The following is a 16,198-nucleotide window of genomic DNA, read 5'->3' on the forward strand; positions in this document are numbered from 1 at the left end:
AATCGCAATGTCTCGTCATGGAAACCCAAGGCGCGCGCATATGCCCTGAGATGCGAAATATCTATCTCAGGGGGCTAACGACGCTGTTAACCCTGCGGACGCCCACCGCCCTCTACGCGCAACATCGCCTGTCAAGACGCAGGTGTCATAGACGGGTCACATATCCTGTCCTATTGTCGGCGAGAGAGGTGATCATGAGCTACCGCATCCGCCCGAAAGACCCCGACATGAGCGCCGCGCTCCGGCGCATCGCCGAGGATCGTCTGACCCGCGCCATCGAAGCAACCAGAGCTGTAACGCCCGAAGCCCGGATGCTGGCCGTGCACGACATTCGCAAGCGTCTCAAGGAGATGCGCGGTTTGATCCGTCTCGTGCGTCCGGATTTCGACGGCTTCAAACCCGCCGATCAGGCCCTGCGCGACATCGGGCGCGGGTTGTCCGCCCTGCGCGACATCAAGGTGCGCTGTGACACACTCGGTCATGTCGCGGATTATGCCGCCCTGCCCGACGATCCTCTGGGGCCTTACCTCACGGAGTTGGGGATGCGCCGCGATGCCGCCTATGGCGATCCGTCCGTGACCCTTCTGCGCGACACCGGCGCGGCGCTTACTGCGCTCCGGGACAGTTCCGCCCAGTGGTCCCTGCGGCACAGCGGGCGCAGGGCGATCTTTCCCGGCCTGTCAAAGACCTATGCCGAGGCCCGCGACGCGATGGAGCACGCCCGCGAAACCCGCGCGCCGGAGGATTTTCACGCCTGGCGCAAACATGTGAAATACCATTTCTACCATGCCCAGATCCTTTCCCCGATCTGGCCGGAGGCCATGGCCGCGCATATCGCCGCCGCCGAAGCCTTGGGCGAGCTTTTGGGGAAACATCACGACCTGCATGTTCTGGGCGAAGAGGCCCGCGCCGCAGGTCTTGCCAAAGCGCCGCTCAAGGTGTTGGAGCAGGGTCTGACCGACCGCATCGAGATGCTTGAGAAACAGGCCTTCCTCGATGGCGCACGGCTTCTGGCCGACACGCCCGAGACCCTGTCGCGCCGCTGGTCGATCTGGTACCGGCTCTGGCGCAATTCCAACTGAAACCCCGCATATGAAAAGGGCCACCCCGGAGGGCAGCCCTTTGAAAACACCTCTGAAACAAGGCTTACGAAAGTTCGCCCGACAGCCCCTTGTCGATCAGCGCGATGGTCTCGGTCACGCCGTAAAGCGCCGCGAAGGACCCGAAACGCGGACCTTGGCTTTGGCCCAAAAGCACCTCGTAGAGCGCTTTGAACCAGTCGCGCAGGTTCTCGAACCCGTGGTTCTTGCCGACCGCGAAAACGATGCTCTGGAGGAAATCGCCATCCGCGAAATCCGCCTCCGGCAGCGCCTCGTCGTTGCCCATATCCGCGTTCTTCCTGGCAATCGCGGCCAAAGCCACCTCGGACGAACCGAATGCCGCCTTGAGATCTTCCATCGCCGCACGTTCCTGAGCGGTCGGTGCGCGGAACACTTTCTCCGGCTTCACGAAGTCATTGTAATAGCGCACCGCATAGCCCGCCGCCGCATCGAGCTGCGGGTTGGCCTCGGGCGACGCCTCCGGCGCATAACGCTGGATAAAGCCCCAAAGCTGCTCTTTCTCTTCCGCACCCGCGACAGACGCGAGGTTCAGAAGCATCGAGAACGGCACCACCATGTCGGACAGCGGCACATCCGCGCCGTGGATGTGGAACACCGGGTTCGCCGCCTTCTGCGCCGCATCCTGCCCCGGATAGGCGCGAAGCTGCTGATGATATTCGTCCATCATCCGCGGGATGACGTCGAAATGCAGCCGTTTCGCGGTTTTCGGCTTCTGGTACATGAAATAGGCGAGGCTCTCGGTCGAGGCATAGGTCAGCCATTCGTCGATCGACAGACCGTTGCCCTTCGACTTCGAGATTTTCTCGCCATTGGCGTCAAGGAACAGCTCATAGGTGAAATGCTCCGGCTTCTTGCCGCCGAGGATCTCGCAAATCCGGTCATAGATCGGCGTGTTGGTCGAGTGATCCTTGCCATACATCTCGAAATCGACATCGAGCGCGGCCCAGCGTGCCCCGAAGTCCGGTTTCCATTGCAGTTTCACCGCCCCGCCCGTGACCGGCAGCGTCCATTCGCGACCGTCCTCGTCGTCGAACGTGATCGTATAATCGTCCTTGTTCACCGATTTCATCGGCACATAAAGCACACGCCCCGTCTCCGGGTGGATCGGCAGGAAGATCGAATAGGTCTGCTGCCGCTCTTCGCGCAGGGATTTCAGCATCACTTTCATCACGTCGTCGTATTTCTCGACGGCGCGTTTCAGGATCTCGTCGAACTGGCCGGTTTTGTAAAACTCGGTCGCCGAATAGAATTCATACTCGAACCCGAACGTGTCGAGGAACCGGCGCAGCATGGCGTTGTTGTGATGGCCGAAGCTCTCGAACTCCTCGAACGGGTCCGGCACCGAGGTCAGCGGTTTATGCAGGTTCTCGTGCAACAGCTCCTGGTTCGGCACGTTCGACGGCACTTTGCGCATCCCGTCCATATCGTCCGAAAAACAGATCAGCCGCGTCGGCACATCCGAGATCACCTCGAACGCGCGGCGGATCATCGTCGTGCGCAGCACCTCGCCAAAGGTCCCGATATGCGGAAGACCCGACGGACCGTAGCCGGTCTCAAAGAGCACATAGCCCTTCTTGTCCTTGGATGCCTCATACCGCTTGAGAACAGTCCGGGCCTCTTCAAAGGGCCAGGCTTTCGAGCTCATACCGGCATCACGCAGGTCCGTCATTTTCAGCAATCCTTTTAACACGCGGGTCTCTCCCGCAAGGCGCAACTCCTATTGCCCCTCCCCCCTTCCGTCAATATTGTTTGACCGCACATGCCCCATGAGGAGCCAAGAAAATGAACGATATTCCCCATTCGCTGACCCCGCAGGACTGTCTCGTCGCCGTGATGATCGCCCAGTCCATGTCCGACGAGAACATCCGCACCGCGGAGCTTGTCACCATCGAGAATATCGTCAATCACCTGCCGGTGTTCGGAGAATACGACACCGACCGGATCAAGGTGGTCTCCTCCACCGTCTTCGACCTGTTCTCCGAAGAGGACGGGCTCGACGCGCTCTTCGGCCTCATTCGCGACAACCTGCCGGAGTATCTCCACGAGACCGCTTATGCGCTGGCCTGCGATGTCGCCGCCGCCGATGGCCACACCTACGAGGCCGAGCTGCGTCTCTTGGAAGAGATTCGCTATGAGTTGAACATCGACCGGCTGCACGCCGCCGCGATTGAGCGCGGCGCGCGAGCCCGGTATATGCTGGTGCATCCCATCAACTGAGGCCCGCCATGAGCCTGATGTCGGACCTTGCGGAGATCGCCGCCGAGCAGCCGCAGAAGATCGCCCTGATCACCGAAACCAGCCAGATGAGCTATGCCGATCTGCTGGACCTGATCCAGCGGCTCGACGGACCGCTGGCGATGAAGGGCCTGCGCCCCGGCCACACCCTTGCTCTCGACACCAGCCGCGCCGAATTCGTCATCGCGGCGATCTTCCTCGCCAGCCTGCGCGGGCTGACCCTCGCGGTCGCCCCCACGCTGCGCTGCCGGGACGCCGGTCTGATCCCCGATTTCAGCCTCGTGCACAAACCCGATCCCGCCCTGCCCCGCGACACGCAAATCGTGGTCGAACCGGGTTGGTTCTCCACCCCGCTGCGTCAACGCGCCGACTATCGCGGCTTGGGCAAGGACAACGCCCGCTACGCTTTCCAGTCCTCCGGCTCCACCGGCCAGCCGAAACTCGTCATCGCCGAAGAGACCGAATGGCGCGTCGCCATGGCCCATGCCATGAGCCTCGGCACCGATCCCCAACGCGGACAACGCCTGCTCTCCACTCTCGCACCGACCACCAACTGGGCGGCGGGATGCAATATCGAGACCCTGCTCAGCGGCGGCAGCGTCGTCAGCCTCGGCGCCCAAAGCGACAGGCTGCTGCAATATATCGACCTCTATCGCATCGACACACTGGCCACCGCGCCGGGCATGGTGCCGAAGATCCTCGAGATGCCCCAGGCCGGGCAATATCTCGCCTCCCTGCGCGATGCGATCTTTGCCGGTGCGGTGGTCAGCCCTGCCCTGCTCGATCGCTTCGCAAAGCTCACCACCGCGCGGCTCCATATCGACTACGGTTCGACCGAGGTCGGCGTTTGTTTCCGCGCCGTCTATCGTCCCGGTACGCCGCAAGCACCGGGCCATGTCGGTCGGTTGGTGCGCCCCGATCTCGAGGTCCTGTTCTGCGACGACAGCCTTACCCCCAACCCCGAGGCCACCGAGGGCCGTATCGCCTTTCGCCGCCCCGCCGGGCAGATGCGCAGCTATCTCCGACAGAGCGGGCCGGATGCGTCCGGCGCGGGTTTCACCCATGACGGGCTGTTCCTGCCCGGCGATCTGATGCGGCGCGAGGGGGAGGAGTATTTCATCCTCGGTCGGGTCAAGAACATCGTCAATTGCGGTGGCAACAAATACCGGCTCGAAGACATTGCCGAATTGCTTGAACGGGCCTTCCCGGACAGCCAGATGGTACCGCTGATCGACACCGGCGCCGATGGGCTCGAAGCCATCGCACTGGCCTATCGCGCACCTGAAGAGATCGCCCCCGCCGCAATCGCCGCGGCCCTCAAACCGCGGTTTCGCGGCCTCGCGCTTCTGCGCGCCCAGCGCCTCGACGCTTTCCCGCTAACCCCGACCGGCAAGATCGACCGCCGCACCCTTACGGAGCTGCTTGCGGCGAACACCTGATCAAAACCTGGCCCCGACACCAAAACGGGCCCCTGAAGGGCCCGTTCAAGTCGAAATTTCGTCCCGCTCAGAACCGGAAGCCGACCCGCACGGAGGCCGTGGTCAGCTTGTCGATCCCGACATAATAGGGATCGGCGTCGCCACCATAGACCGTACCGCCCACCTCGAGATCGCGGCTGAGCAATTCCAGACCGACGAAGGCATTGCCTTTCAGCATCGTCTCGACGCCGAGACCGTAGTTCATACCTTCCGCATCGACGCCCTTGGCATAATCGCCGTAGATCCCCGTGTTCGGATCGCCCTTGCTGTAGCCCAGAATGCCGTAGACATAGGCATTGCCGAAGACACGACCGAATTTCGCCTTCAGGTCGACCATGTTGTCGATGCCCGCACCGTCGATGTCGTCGAGATCCATGCCCCCGTTGAACGCCACTTCGGCGCCGATGATCCAGCCGCCGAGATCGGTGTTGTAGCCGGTGAAGAAGCCCGGCGCGACGCCGGACAGGTCATCCGTCTGGTTGTAATTGTAGGTCATTTCCGAATCAAACGGCAAAGCCCCGGACAGACCGGCATAGAACCCTGTGAAATCCTGCGCCATTGCCGGCGCGGCAAACCCCAACATCGTGGCCCCGCTCGCGAAAACCACGCTACCGATGGCCGTACTGACCGCCTTGTTCACCATGATGCACCCCCTTTATGAAATAAATTTCAATGGGTCCATTTTACCGCCGAAACCGCCTTTCGGGCAAGCTCTGTCGCAACGTAAGGCGCGGGGAGGTGTTGCGCCTTCTCACCCCGCATAAACCCCCGCCCAGCGCTCGATCAGCGCCTGCTGGAGTTTCTTCGCGCGGGTGTTGAACGTCCGCGCGCCCTGTGGACGCTCTTCCGCCCCCGCCGCCTTCGCCGCTTCACGGCGCGGCACATCGGCGGCGAAGATCGCAAAGGCCATCCGCGCGCCGCCCGGCGCATCGACATAGCCCGCCAGAGCCGAAACGAAATCCAGCGTCCCGGTCTTGGCATGCACGCTCACCGGGCTGTTCTGGATCACATTGCCTTTCGCATCGCGCATCGGGATCGGCTTCATCAACGGGGCAAGCGTCGCCTCCACCCCCGGGGCGCTCAGCATATGCACCATATCCACCGTGGTCACTTTCGACGCGCCGCCAAGCCCGGAGTGATCCACCAGCGCCACATGCCGCATGCCCAGCGCCGATTGCGCCCACTCACTCATCGCCATAGCCGACCCCGCAAGCGTGGCGGGCGCCAGCCCCCGCGCCTTGCTCGCTGTCAGCCCGATCGCCTCCGCCGTCAGGTTGGTCGAATATTTCAGCATGTCGCGCACCACGACACTGAGCGGCGCGCTCTCGATCCGTGCCAGTTCCGTGCCGCTCCCCATGCCATTCACCGTCCCGCGCTGCCCCTGCGGCAGGCGCACCCCCTGTGCGTTCGCCACCGCCTGAAACACCTCCGCCGCATAAAGCCCCGGCAGCCGCACCGGCAACCACCGCGCGCCGCCATTGCCCAAGGCCCCCCGCGCCACGGTCCATTCGTCCCGCCCCTGCCCCGCGACATGATCGAATACCGGCAGATCGCGCGCGGCCACGCTGATCCGCGCGATCCGCACATCCGGCGCATAGCGTTCCGCGCGCGCGTCCATCTTGAGGTTGTAGTCCTCGCCCTGCCGCTTCCACTCGAAATGCACCCGGTTGTAATTCAGGTTCAGCCCGGAAATCGTCGGATTATACCCCGCGTATTCCACCTGCTCGCCGTCGATCTGCGCAATCCGCGGCAGCGCCGTATCGTCGACATAGAACTGCCCTTTGACCCCGGTGACCCCCGCCTCGCACAGCTTGCCCGCAAGCACCCCGAGCCCGTCTGTGTCGAGCGTCGGATCGCCGCCGCCGACCAGCACCAGATCGCCTTGCACCACGCCGTTCACGACCGGCCCGCTCGCCAGCACCCGCGTCACGAACCGGTGCTCCGCCCCCAGATGATGCAGCGCATATAGCGCCGTCACCGTCTTCGCCACCGAGGCAGGCGGCAGGCGCAGCAACGGCTCATGCACCTCATGCAGGTCTCCCGTCGCACTCCCCGCCACGGCATAGCTTACCTCCCCCGAAAGCCCCGCCGCCGCGATCAGCGCCTCCCCCGTGGGGATCGAGCGCCGATAAAGATCCGCCGGGCGCGGTTTCGGGATCGCGGAGGCGACCAGCCCCTCCGCCCCCGCCGCCTGCGCCACGACCTGAGCCGCGCCGCCCAACAAGAGCCCAAGCGCCTTACGTCGGTTCATTCGAGAAAAATCATGTCCAGTCATGGCCGCGAGTTAAGCGCGGCTTGGCGATCCGGGCAAGACGGGAAATCATGGCGTTCGCTCCCCGCAACACTTTCGAGGATCAGCCCCGCACCCAACCGCCCCGCGCCCGGATCTCCGTCGAGGAGGCATCCGACATCGGCACGTTGATGAAACACCAGCACGGCGCACCGCAGCGCCCCAGGAGCCGCGAAGCGCCGGGCGCCAGTTTTGCATGGGCAAAGCTCTGCGCCGCCACCGAATTGCGCGCCGCCCCACGCTTGCCGGGCCGGGCAATCACGCCGACGGGTGTCGTCGCCATGATCTCGCGCCAGTCCTGCCAGAGATGAAACTGCGCAAGGTTATCCGCCCCCATCAGCCACACGAAGGTCACACCGGGATAAAGCCGTTTGATCGCCTTAAGCGTCGCCGCCGTATAGCGCGTGCCGGTCCTGGCCTCCAGATCCGTGACTTCGACACGCGGGTGCTGCATGATCTGCCGCGCATGGGACAGCCGCCGCTCCATCGACGCAGGCCCCTGTTCTTTCAGCGGATTTCCGGGGCTCACAAGCCACCACACCCGATCCAGGCCGAACCGTTTCAGCGCCATCTTGGTGATATGCACATGGCCTTCGTGAGCGGGATCGAACGATCCCCCCAGAAGCCCGATCACCTGACCGGGGCGGGCATAAGGCAGCTCATATCGCATGGGTCTTTGCATGGCGTTCTGCATGGCGGCAAGCCGGACGGCTGTCAATCGCTCTTGCTTGACTTCAAATTTCACCTGACTAAAGTCAGAAGAAATAACAGACCTCAGTCAGACATCACCATGACCCTTTCGCCCATCGCCCGCATCCGCCGCTTCAACCGCGCCGTGACCACCGAAACCGGCGTGTTGGACCAGAGCTTTCTCGGCCGCGGCCGCCCGCTCGGCGCCGCCCGCGTGCTCAATACCATCGGCCCCTCCGGCCGCGCCGTCTCCGACATCCGCGCCTTCCTCGATCTCGACACCGGCCTTCTGTCGCGCCTGTTGCGCAGTCTTGAGGACGAAGGCCTCGCCACCGTCACCGAAGACCCCGCCGACAAACGCCGCCGCATCGCGCACCTGACACCCGAGGGCCTGCGTGAATACGCCGCTTACGAGAGCCTCTCCGACACCCGCGCGCAGGCGCTTCTGGACCGTCATCCGCATCCCGAAGCGCTCCTCGCCGCCATGGACCTGATCGCCTCCGCACTCGGCCGCGACCGGATCGAGATTGTGGAAAGCGATCCGCACAGCGCCCCCGCCATCTTTTGTCTCGAAAGCTACTACGCCGAACTGGCCGCGCGCTTTGCCATGGGGTTCGACCCCGCCAAAGCCGCCCGCCTCGACAGCGACGACATGCGCCCGCCGCGTGGCGTGTTCCTCGTGGCCTTGTCCGATGGGCTGCCCTCCGGCTGCGTCGGCCTCAAGGGCACAGATAAAGGCTACGCCGAAATCAAACGCCTCTGGGTCGCGCCTTCTGCAAGGGGGCTGGGATTGGCAAAACGCCTGATGTCCGAAGCCGAAAGCCACGCGCGGGCAATGGGCATCACCACGCTCCGGCTCGACACCAACTCAGCGCTGCCGGAAGCGGCGGGATTGTATCAGCGGTTGGGATGGAGAGAGATCGAGCGCTTCAATGACGATCCCTACCCGGATTTGTTTTTTGAGAAGCGGGTGTGAGGCTGAACCTCATTCAAAATCTTCGCAAAACTTCTTAACCAAACGCTCAACGCTATCAACATAAACAGTAATGTCTTTATGAAGTGCAGCTATGATCTCAGATTGAGTTGAAAATACTGGCAAAGAAGTGAATTGGCTCTCAAATACGGCATTCGTAGAAATAACAATCTCACGCAGGCTCAACAAGCTATCCAACATCCCCCTCGCGCCATCAAAGACACCCTCATCAGGAACTTCTTGCTCCAAACCGTTTTCTCGCCGAATTAACAATGCCCTCTGTAGACTCAGCATGGATGCTTCAAACTCTGATCGCATCTTTGGAATAAGCCTGAAAAGATCTTTTCTGTAGCTCTTTAGAGCATCAAAAAACTCTAAATGCGCATTTTCTGCGAGCTTCACTTTGCCTTGTTTGGCGGCGTTATTAAGCTTCCGTGTTGCACTCCCTATTTTTCTGGTAAGAAGTTCCGCTGACTTGGTAATGTCTTTCAGACAAGAAGTATGGCTTTCTAGGTGCTGCACCGCGCGCTCAACCAACAACTCAACTGCTACTCGTGCATTCTCTGCAATAAGAGTCTCGTAGTTGGGCAAAAGCAAAGCCGACTGATCTGGGGCAGCACCGATTTCTGCACCCGTTTCCTTGTCCCGCGTTATCTCAATGATAGATTGCGTTAATTGCCGATGTAAATCCAGCATCAAGCCAGTTTGATCATCATACTGCCAGTAGTAAACGCCCAACTCTCCCAACTCTTTCCTAAAAGCGGAAACTTTAGCGAGTTGCTCAGCGTCAACATCTCTCAAAGATGTAACAGCATTAGAGAAATAAAACATAATGTCTGGGAAACCGTTTGCCTTATGGCTTTCAAAGGCAATCCTAAATTCTTCTTCTGTCCCCGACCCCCAATTCGGCGTGGGAGTGCCAAAATATGTACCCATCATTCCGACAAAAATATCTATGTCTTTTGGAAACTGTTCATTGATAACAGCTTGGGAATATTCACCAACGGAAGGGCGAGTATGCGTTTCCCATGTAATAAGCTCAGCGTGGAACTTTTCTCGCGCTCCACTATCCAAATTGATATTATCAACAACTTTGCACACGACATCTCTATCGGCAGACAAATTTCCTGGAGACGATAGGAGAATACGGATTCTGTAAATACGATTGTCCAACGCTGCCCCCAATCCATAAAGTTATTTACGTCTTAGTAAGCGATTATTGTCGAGCAGCATAGCAGAGTCTCTAATTGCCATCCCCCCTCTTCCCACGCTAAACCACCGCCCAAACCATTCCCCCCAAAGGAGCCCCCAAATGGCAGCCTATCAATACGTCTACCACATGGACGGCGTGTCCAAGACCTACCCCGGCGGCAAGAAGGTGTTCGAAAACATCCGCCTCTCCTTCCTCCCGGGCGTGAAAATCGGCGTCGTCGGTGTCAACGGCACCGGTAAATCGACCCTCATGCGCATCATGGCGGGCATGGACAAGGACTTCCAGGGCGAAGCATGGGCCGCCGAGGGCGCCAAAGTCGGCTACCTGCCGCAGGAGCCGGAACTTGATCCCTCGCTCGACGTGCGCGGCAACGTCATGCTGGGCGTGGCCGCCAAGAAAGCGATCCTCGACCGTTACAACGAGCTTGCCATGAACTATTCCGACGAGACCGCCGACGAGATGGCCAGACTGCAAGACGAGATCGACGCCCAGAACCTCTGGGATCTCGACAGCCAGATCGACGTCTCGATGGAGGCGCTGCGTTGCCCCCCCGATGACGCCGATGTCACCACGCTCTCGGGCGGTGAGAAACGCCGTGTCGCGCTGTGCAAACTGCTGCTCGAAGCCCCCGACATGCTGCTCCTCGACGAACCGACCAACCACCTCGACGCCGAGACCATCGCCTGGCTGCAACAGCACCTCATCGAGTACAAAGGCACGATCCTGATCGTCACCCACGACCGCTACTTCCTCGATGACATCACCGGCTGGATTCTCGAGTTGGACCGTGGCCGCGGCATTCCCTACGAGGGCAACTATTCCGCATGGCTCGAACAAAAAGCCAAGCGCCTCGAACAGGAAGCCAAAGAAGACAAGACCCGTCAGAAAACCCTTGAGCGCGAACTTGAGTGGATGCGGCAGGGCCAGAAAGCCCGTCAGGCCAAGCAAAAGGCCCGGATCGACCGCTACAACGACCTCGCCTCGCAATCCGAGCGCGACAAGATCACCCGCGCCCAGATCGTCATCCCCAACGGCCCGCGCCTCGGCTCCAAGGTCATCGAAGTGCATGGCCTGTCGAAACACATGGGCGACAAGCAACTGATCGAAGGCCTCGACTTCTCCTTGCCGCCGGGCGGCATCGTCGGCGTCATCGGCCCGAACGGCGCCGGTAAATCGACGCTCTTCCGCATGCTCACCGGCCAGCTCGAACCCGACGCCGGCACGGTCGAATATGGCGACACGGTCAAACTCAGCTACGTCGACCAGTCCCGCGACGATCTCGACCCGAACGAAACCGTGTTCGAAGCCATCTCCGACGGCCAACAGATCATCGCGCTTGGCGACGCCGAAATGAACGGCCGCGCCTATTGCTCCGCCTTCAACTTCAAAGGCGGCGATCAACAAAAGAAAGTCGGCGTCCTCTCCGGCGGTGAACGCAACCGCGTCCACATGGCGCGCCTGTTGAAATCGGGCGGCAACGTGCTTCTGCTTGACGAACCGACCAACGACCTCGACGTCGAAACCCTCCGCGCTTTGGAAGACGCCCTCACCGAATTCGCAGGCTGCGCCGTGGTCATCTCCCACGACCGTTTCTTCCTCGACCGGATATGTACCCACATTCTGGCGTTTGAAGGCGACGCCCATGTGGAATGGTTCGAAGGCAACTTCGAGGATTATGAGGAAGACAAGAAGCGCCGGTTGGGGCCGGATGCCTTGGAGCCGAAGCGGCTGAAGTATAAGAAGTTTAGTCGGTAAGCAGGGGCAAATCTTTGCAGGGCAACGTGAGATCGTGATCATGCAAAAAGGCGGCATCTCTCACGCACCTGAAGCATGATATTTGGGCTTGCATGGCCCCATGAATGTCATAAAAATGCCCACCAATCGGGTAAGTAATACTATTGAAAGGTATTAGCACTAATGCTAAATACACTTCAGGAGATGCGGAAACACATCCGCGCTCATTCCAGGGCCCGCACATTTAGTGCGGGCTTCTGAGTTTATGTATTTCGCATATTTAGATGAATTTGGTCACATTGGTCCATATATCAGCCGCTCATCCAAGAAACATAACGAAAGTCCTGTTTTCGGGCTTGCTGGAATCATTTTGCCTGAAAACGCGATTCGGCCTTTCGCGACATATTTTCTAAAGCAAAAAGAATTTGCCTTCTCTTTCGAGATAGAAAAGTCTGGCAAAATGGCCGCCAAGTGGGAAAAGAAGGGCACCAGTTTCATACGCCCAAAACCTCTTCAAGAATATGTTGAAATGAGAAGGTTGCTCCACCGCATCCTTAACAAGGTCGATGATCTGGGCGGCAACGTGTTCTACTATGGACGTGAAAAGAAACGTGGTTATCACGAAAACCTAAACCCGACTGGTCTGTATACCACTTGTTTTGCTCATGCCCTTAGGCGTCTTGATAAATTTTGTGAAGCACGAGACACTTCATTTATTACAATCGTCGATCAACATTCGGCACGCAAAGAACTTCTTGAAACCGCAGCAAAAACAATGTTTGGCAAACAACCATGCAACCGTCTTGCGAGCCCGCCTTTTGAAGTTGAAAGTTACATCAATCAGAATATTCAGGCAGCGGATTGGATCGCTACCTTGGTTGGTCGACTAAAGGCATTCGAGGTCGAGCCGGAGCAATATTCTGATTTTGAATATATAAAAACGCTCTTTGCTAACCGCATTGGTGAGCTTGCAAAAAATAGTTTGGTGGAAAAACGGCCTCGTCGAGAAATTGAGGCCTTCAATTCCGGTCACATCAAAACGCTATCTGAGCTACGAGCGAAGATGACAAAGTGAACATAAGCGCCTTGCGCTCCGTTTCACTCCGCGCGTTCGGGCGGAAAACAGTCCCCCGGACTGTTTTCTTATAGCCCTCGCCCTCTCACACCTCGCTTCGCAAGGTCCTGCCGGGTGACGCGCACGGCTACGCCGCCCGCATCACTCCGCCTCCCGCCAAGCCGCCATCTGCTCCTCCTCACTCAACCCCGCCTTCCGTGCCCGCACCAGAGCCTCCACCTTGCGCTCCGTCACCGCCACCTCCGCGATCTTCATCTGCGCATAGGTGCCGAGCACATGGTTGATCCGCGCCTGATAGCCCGGCCCCTGCGCCCGGAAAAATTTCGCGACACTCTCATCCAATCGTAACGTCACCTTCATCTTCTTCTCGGTGACATCCAGATCCTGTTCCAGCGTCGCCCAGGCCTCCGGCACGATCTGCGCCACGTCCCAGTCGAACGTATCGAGCCGGCCCAGCGCCTCCGCGTGGCGTTGCAGGCGCTCCTGTGCGAGGCGTTGGGTCTTGGTCAGCCGTCTCATGGCACTCTCCTCGAAAGCGATGCGCTCACCCTGACACAGCCCGGTTAATCCCGCCTGATCCCACCGCGCGCGGGGTCCGACAGAAGTCCGACGCAAAGCCGACGCTTTGCCGACAGCGCAAAATCCCCCTATTCAACCCCCTGAAAACCTGTCATAAGGGCCGCGCTAAGTTACCTCTTTCGACCCTTCTGTTCTCCCTAACCGGCCACAGTCATCGAACGATTACGACGACGCCGGGTCGCTGCACTTTCGCGAGCGACAAGACAAACAGGAGTACACACGATGGCCAATGGCACCGTGAAATGGTTCAATTCCACCAAAGGTTTCGGCTTCATTCAGCCGGAAGGCGGCAGCAAAGACGTGTTCGTGCACATCTCTGCCGTTGAGCGCTCTGGCCTCACCGGCCTGGCCGATGGCGCGAAGGTCACCTTCGACATCGAAGCCGGCCGTGACGGTCGCGAATCTGCGGTGAACCTCGTTCTCGCCTAAGTTTAGGCATACGCAGAACAAATCGGCCCGGACGCTACGCGCGCCCGGGCCTTTTTCATGCGTGAAGAACAGGAAAGTGGACAGGTCACGCAAAGCCGTTACACTGTTCTAGCCCTCGTCGGAGACCGCCATGCTCCTGCCCCTGCTCCTCACGCTCGCCTGCTTCGCCAGTCCCGTTTTTGCGGAGACGCTCGAAGGCACGCTGTCGCTGACCGGTTATTCCAATGCCAGCCTCCTTGCGGAGATCGACAGGCATCTCGACCGCCCTGTCACGCTCGACCTGACGCTGGACGCGAGCCAGTCGACCGCGGTTCAGCAGATTTTTACCGAGGTCAATTATCCCGGAGAGGACCCCGGGTTCCTCTCCGGCGAGATTTACAACACGCCCCTCTCGATCACCGATAAAACCCAATGCGAAGAACGGGTTATCACATATTTCGACGAGAACGGCCCGGACCCTGCGGCGGATGAGTCCTGTCTTGGCCGGGTGGTCGTGACCTTCACAAACACGGCGGAGCGGCAGGACCCGACCCATGGCGGCACCGGGGTCATCCAGTACCATCTGGGCGGCGCGTACATCGTCATCCGCGAGATCGGCGCCGGGATGCGTTTTTACACCTTCACCCCGACCGAATAATCTCAGGCGAAGATTTCAGGCAAACGCCATCAGATCGCCATCGCCTTCCCGGTCATGGCGCAGCCTCAGACCGCCCGCCACGACGGCCAGCCCGTCGATCGGTACGCTGCGGTCTTCACGGATCACACAGGGCATCAGGCGCACGGAACCGAACCCCGCCTCGTGCAGAAGCGCTTCGACATACCCCTGCGAATGAGCAAAGCGTCGGCTCTCGCGCAGGTGCACCGGCCTCTCGCCAAGTTCCACGGTAAAAGCCAAAACGCCCTCCTCTGATAGCGATCCGGCGCACCAGCCGATCACGCGCTCCAGCGCGCCCAGATAGATGAACACGTCGGCCGCAACGATCAGTTCATAGCGCCGCTCGCTCACATCGAGCCGGGCGATGTCGCGTTTCTCGAGCACATCGTAGATGCCCTTGCGATCCGCCTCGACCAGCATGCCGTCGGAAATGTCATAGCCTTCAAGCCACGCCGAGATCGGGCGCAGAGCCGCCCCCATAAGCCCGGTGCCACAGCCGAGATCGAGCACGGACCCGAACTGCGTCCGTCCGGCAAGCCTCAGTGCCTCCACAAGAATTTCCGGCCCGCGATAGCCAAGCTTTTCGACCAGAGAGCGTTCGAACCGTGGCGCGTATTGATCGAACAACAGCTCGATGAAGGCGGATGGCATCGCCTCCGCCACCGGCACCCGCCGCGCCAGATCGCGTTTCAACCCGGCTCCCAGAGAGTCCGCGGGATCGGCCAGAACCGCCTTATCCCAGGCGTCACAGGCCGCCTCCTCCGCGCCCGCAAGCTCCATGAACTCGCCCAAACGAAACCAGCCAGCGGCCCAACCCGGCGCCAGCTCGAGCGCTCCCGACAGGGTTTCGATCGCCCCGGCGAGATCGCCCAGATGCGCAAGGGTTTCGGCGAAAGAGGCCCGACGGTCCGCCGTCAGGTCTCCCGAGGAAAACACGCTCCCCGCCATGATCCGGATCTTTCAAAAGGGCCCGCTCATTTGCCGTGTCGAAAATGTCGACCGGCCACGCGACGGGCGGCACGCTGCATCCAAGTGCATCATGCGCCCGATACGCCACCTTTGAAACCCTGTCAATTTTCCCGTTAACCTGGGTTCAGCGCTTTTTCACGAACTCGGTCAGGATCACGATGCGCTGACCTTCGACACGGCCTTCGATATGGCCCGCGTTGTCCGGCACCAGGGAAATCCCGCGCACCGCCGTGCCGCGTTTTGCGGTAAACCCGCCGCCCTTGACCGGCAGATCCTTGATCAGAACCACCGTATCACCCGAGGACAACACCGCGCCCACGCTGTCGCGGTGGATCACTTCGGGACCGGCGGCCTTGGCCCACTCCTCGACCTCCGGTTCGAGATAGAGCATCTCGAGCGCATCCGCCGCCCAGGCCTCGTCGCGGAACCGGTTGAGCAGACGCCAGGACACAACCTTGACCGCATCGCGCTCAGACCACATGGAGCCCGTCAACGCCTGCCAATGGCCCTCAGGCACCGGCTCACCCTTGAGCCCCGCCGCACAGGTCTCGCACAGGGCGACCACATCCGTCCGCGGGCTCATCGCCACTTCGGTCAGAGGCCCCGACGCCCCACAAATCTCACATTCGGCCATCTCGCCCTCCATTTTTCGCGGACCCTAAGGCCCGGGGCACAACGGAGCAAGCGACAAACTGCCGCTCGCCGGAAACACGGAAGGAAACGGGGAGAAAATCCACCCGGAGCCCCTTTCCTCCGG

Annotated in this window: 16 protein-coding genes; 8 read left to right on the forward strand and 8 right to left on the reverse strand. The window is 60.4% G+C overall.

Going from position 1 to position 16,198, the window contains the following annotated elements; all coding sequences use genetic code 11:
* Window positions 1-194 precede the first annotated feature (194 nt).
* Window positions 195-1,082 (forward strand): CHAD domain-containing protein, encoded by an 888-nt coding sequence (locus CEW89_RS08935; RefSeq protein ID WP_157779807.1) that lies wholly within the window; start codon window positions 195-197, stop codon window positions 1,080-1,082.
* Between the two features lie 64 nt (window positions 1,083-1,146).
* On the opposite strand, the gene CEW89_RS08940 is transcribed toward CEW89_RS08935, so the two are convergent.
* Complete coding sequence (locus CEW89_RS08940; protein WP_096805663.1) at window positions 1,147-2,790, reverse strand: lysine--tRNA ligase; 1,644 nt, start codon at window positions 2,788-2,790, stop codon at window positions 1,147-1,149.
* Between the two features lie 113 nt (window positions 2,791-2,903).
* Between CEW89_RS08940 and CEW89_RS08945 the strand changes: the two genes are divergently transcribed.
* Window positions 2,904-3,338: a tellurite resistance TerB family protein gene (locus tag CEW89_RS08945; RefSeq protein WP_066706667.1), complete on the forward strand. Its 435-nt coding sequence runs from the start codon at window positions 2,904-2,906 to the stop codon at window positions 3,336-3,338.
* Between the two features lie 8 nt (window positions 3,339-3,346).
* Window positions 3,347-4,795 carry a class I adenylate-forming enzyme family protein gene (locus tag CEW89_RS08950; RefSeq protein ID WP_096805664.1) on the forward strand — a complete coding sequence of 483 codons (1,449 nt, stop codon included), beginning with the start codon at window positions 3,347-3,349 and terminating at the stop codon, window positions 4,793-4,795.
* Between the two features lie 67 nt (window positions 4,796-4,862).
* On the opposite strand, the gene CEW89_RS08955 is transcribed toward CEW89_RS08950, so the two are convergent.
* The 3 genes from CEW89_RS08955 to CEW89_RS08965 all read right to left on the reverse strand — a co-directional run bounded on the left by CEW89_RS08955 (window position 4,863) and on the right by CEW89_RS08965 (window position 7,794).
* Complete coding sequence (locus CEW89_RS08955) at window positions 4,863-5,477, reverse strand: outer membrane protein (protein ID WP_096805665.1); 615 nt, start codon at window positions 5,475-5,477, stop codon at window positions 4,863-4,865.
* Window positions 5,478-5,585: 108 nt separating this feature from the next.
* On the reverse strand, window positions 5,586-7,085 hold the full coding sequence (gene dacB, locus CEW89_RS08960) for a D-alanyl-D-alanine carboxypeptidase/D-alanyl-D-alanine endopeptidase (RefSeq protein ID WP_096805666.1): 1,500 nt from the start codon (window positions 7,083-7,085) through the stop codon (window positions 5,586-5,588).
* 103 nt (window positions 7,086-7,188) lie between these two features.
* A complete protein-coding gene (locus CEW89_RS08965; protein WP_096805667.1) occupies window positions 7,189-7,794 on the reverse strand; it encodes a nicotinate-nucleotide adenylyltransferase in 606 nt (201 codons plus the stop codon).
* Window positions 7,795-7,914: 120 nt separating this feature from the next.
* Between CEW89_RS08965 and CEW89_RS08970 the strand changes: the two genes are divergently transcribed.
* Entirely contained in the window at window positions 7,915-8,790 is an 876-nt protein-coding gene (locus CEW89_RS08970; protein ID WP_096805668.1) for a helix-turn-helix domain-containing GNAT family N-acetyltransferase, read from the forward strand.
* Window positions 8,791-8,799: 9 nt separating this feature from the next.
* Here CEW89_RS08970 and CEW89_RS08975 read toward each other — a convergent pair whose 3' ends face one another.
* Window positions 8,800-9,960, reverse strand: coding sequence for a hypothetical protein (locus CEW89_RS08975; RefSeq protein ID WP_157779808.1), 1,161 nt, complete (start codon window positions 9,958-9,960; stop codon window positions 8,800-8,802).
* Window positions 9,961-10,099: 139 nt separating this feature from the next.
* Here CEW89_RS08975 and ettA point away from each other — a divergent pair, with 139 nt between their 5' ends.
* Together ettA and CEW89_RS08985 are read left to right on the forward strand one after the other, a co-directional pair.
* Window positions 10,100-11,755, forward strand: a complete 1,656-nt coding sequence (ettA, locus tag CEW89_RS08980; RefSeq protein WP_096805670.1) for an energy-dependent translational throttle protein EttA — start codon at window positions 10,100-10,102, stop codon at window positions 11,753-11,755.
* Window positions 11,756-11,999: 244 nt separating this feature from the next.
* Window positions 12,000-12,809, forward strand: a complete 810-nt coding sequence (locus tag CEW89_RS08985) for a DUF3800 domain-containing protein (RefSeq protein ID WP_096805671.1) — start codon at window positions 12,000-12,002, stop codon at window positions 12,807-12,809.
* A 141-nt stretch (window positions 12,810-12,950) separates the two neighbouring features.
* Here the strand turns inward: CEW89_RS08985 and CEW89_RS21410 are convergent, their stop codons facing one another.
* Window positions 12,951-13,328 (reverse strand): BrnA antitoxin family protein, encoded by a 378-nt coding sequence (locus tag CEW89_RS21410; RefSeq protein WP_096805672.1) that lies wholly within the window; start codon window positions 13,326-13,328, stop codon window positions 12,951-12,953.
* Between the two features lie 282 nt (window positions 13,329-13,610).
* On the opposite strand from CEW89_RS21410, the gene CEW89_RS08995 reads away from it, so the two are divergent.
* Window positions 13,611-13,817, forward strand: coding sequence for a cold-shock protein (locus CEW89_RS08995; protein ID WP_066708083.1), 207 nt, complete (start codon window positions 13,611-13,613; stop codon window positions 13,815-13,817).
* Between the two features lie 130 nt (window positions 13,818-13,947).
* Window positions 13,948-14,454, forward strand: a complete 507-nt coding sequence (locus CEW89_RS09000; protein ID WP_096805673.1) for a hypothetical protein — start codon at window positions 13,948-13,950, stop codon at window positions 14,452-14,454.
* Between the two features lie 15 nt (window positions 14,455-14,469).
* On the opposite strand, the gene CEW89_RS09005 is transcribed toward CEW89_RS09000, so the two are convergent.
* Together CEW89_RS09005 and CEW89_RS09010 are read right to left on the reverse strand one after the other, a co-directional pair.
* Window positions 14,470-15,420: a class I SAM-dependent methyltransferase gene (locus CEW89_RS09005; protein ID WP_096805674.1), complete on the reverse strand. Its 951-nt coding sequence runs from the start codon at window positions 15,418-15,420 to the stop codon at window positions 14,470-14,472.
* A 145-nt stretch (window positions 15,421-15,565) separates the two neighbouring features.
* Window positions 15,566-16,075 carry a PhnA domain-containing protein gene (locus tag CEW89_RS09010; RefSeq protein WP_096807180.1) on the reverse strand — a complete coding sequence of 170 codons (510 nt, stop codon included), beginning with the start codon at window positions 16,073-16,075 and terminating at the stop codon, window positions 15,566-15,568.
* Window positions 16,076-16,198 lie beyond the last annotated feature (123 nt).

The sequence above is a fragment of the Celeribacter ethanolicus genome, from assembly GCF_002407265.1.
Classification (GTDB): domain Bacteria; phylum Pseudomonadota; class Alphaproteobacteria; order Rhodobacterales; family Rhodobacteraceae; genus Celeribacter; species Celeribacter ethanolicus.

Bases quoted from the DNA above. Each gene is read 5' to 3' on its own strand.
- CEW89_RS08935 (WP_157779807.1), top strand. From the start codon at position 195: ATGAGCTACCGCATCCGCCCGAAAGACCCCGACATGAGCGCCGCGCTC.
- CEW89_RS08995 (WP_066708083.1), top strand. From the start codon at position 13,611: ATGGCCAATGGCACCGTGAAATGGTTCAATTCCACCAAAGGTTTCGGC.
- CEW89_RS08970 (WP_096805668.1), top strand. From the start codon at position 7,915: ATGACCCTTTCGCCCATCGCCCGCATCCGCCGCTTCAACCGCGCCGTG.
- CEW89_RS08955 (WP_096805665.1), bottom strand. From the start codon at position 5,477: ATGGTGAACAAGGCGGTCAGTACGGCCATCGGTAGCGTGGTTTTCGCG.
- ettA (WP_096805670.1), top strand. From the start codon at position 10,100: ATGGCAGCCTATCAATACGTCTACCACATGGACGGCGTGTCCAAGACC.
- CEW89_RS21410 (WP_096805672.1), bottom strand. From the start codon at position 13,328: ATGAGACGGCTGACCAAGACCCAACGCCTCGCACAGGAGCGCCTGCAA.
- CEW89_RS09010 (WP_096807180.1), bottom strand. From the start codon at position 16,075: ATGGCCGAATGTGAGATTTGTGGGGCGTCGGGGCCTCTGACCGAAGTG.
- CEW89_RS08965 (WP_096805667.1), bottom strand. From the start codon at position 7,794: ATGCGATATGAGCTGCCTTATGCCCGCCCCGGTCAGGTGATCGGGCTT.
- CEW89_RS08985 (WP_096805671.1), top strand. From the start codon at position 12,000: ATGTATTTCGCATATTTAGATGAATTTGGTCACATTGGTCCATATATC.
- CEW89_RS08945 (WP_066706667.1), top strand. From the start codon at position 2,904: ATGAACGATATTCCCCATTCGCTGACCCCGCAGGACTGTCTCGTCGCC.
- CEW89_RS09005 (WP_096805674.1), bottom strand. From the start codon at position 15,420: ATGGCGGGGAGCGTGTTTTCCTCGGGAGACCTGACGGCGGACCGTCGG.
- CEW89_RS09000 (WP_096805673.1), top strand. From the start codon at position 13,948: ATGCTCCTGCCCCTGCTCCTCACGCTCGCCTGCTTCGCCAGTCCCGTT.
- dacB (WP_096805666.1), bottom strand. From the start codon at position 7,085: ATGAACCGACGTAAGGCGCTTGGGCTCTTGTTGGGCGGCGCGGCTCAG.
- CEW89_RS08940 (WP_096805663.1), bottom strand. From the start codon at position 2,790: ATGACGGACCTGCGTGATGCCGGTATGAGCTCGAAAGCCTGGCCCTTT.
- CEW89_RS08950 (WP_096805664.1), top strand. From the start codon at position 3,347: ATGAGCCTGATGTCGGACCTTGCGGAGATCGCCGCCGAGCAGCCGCAG.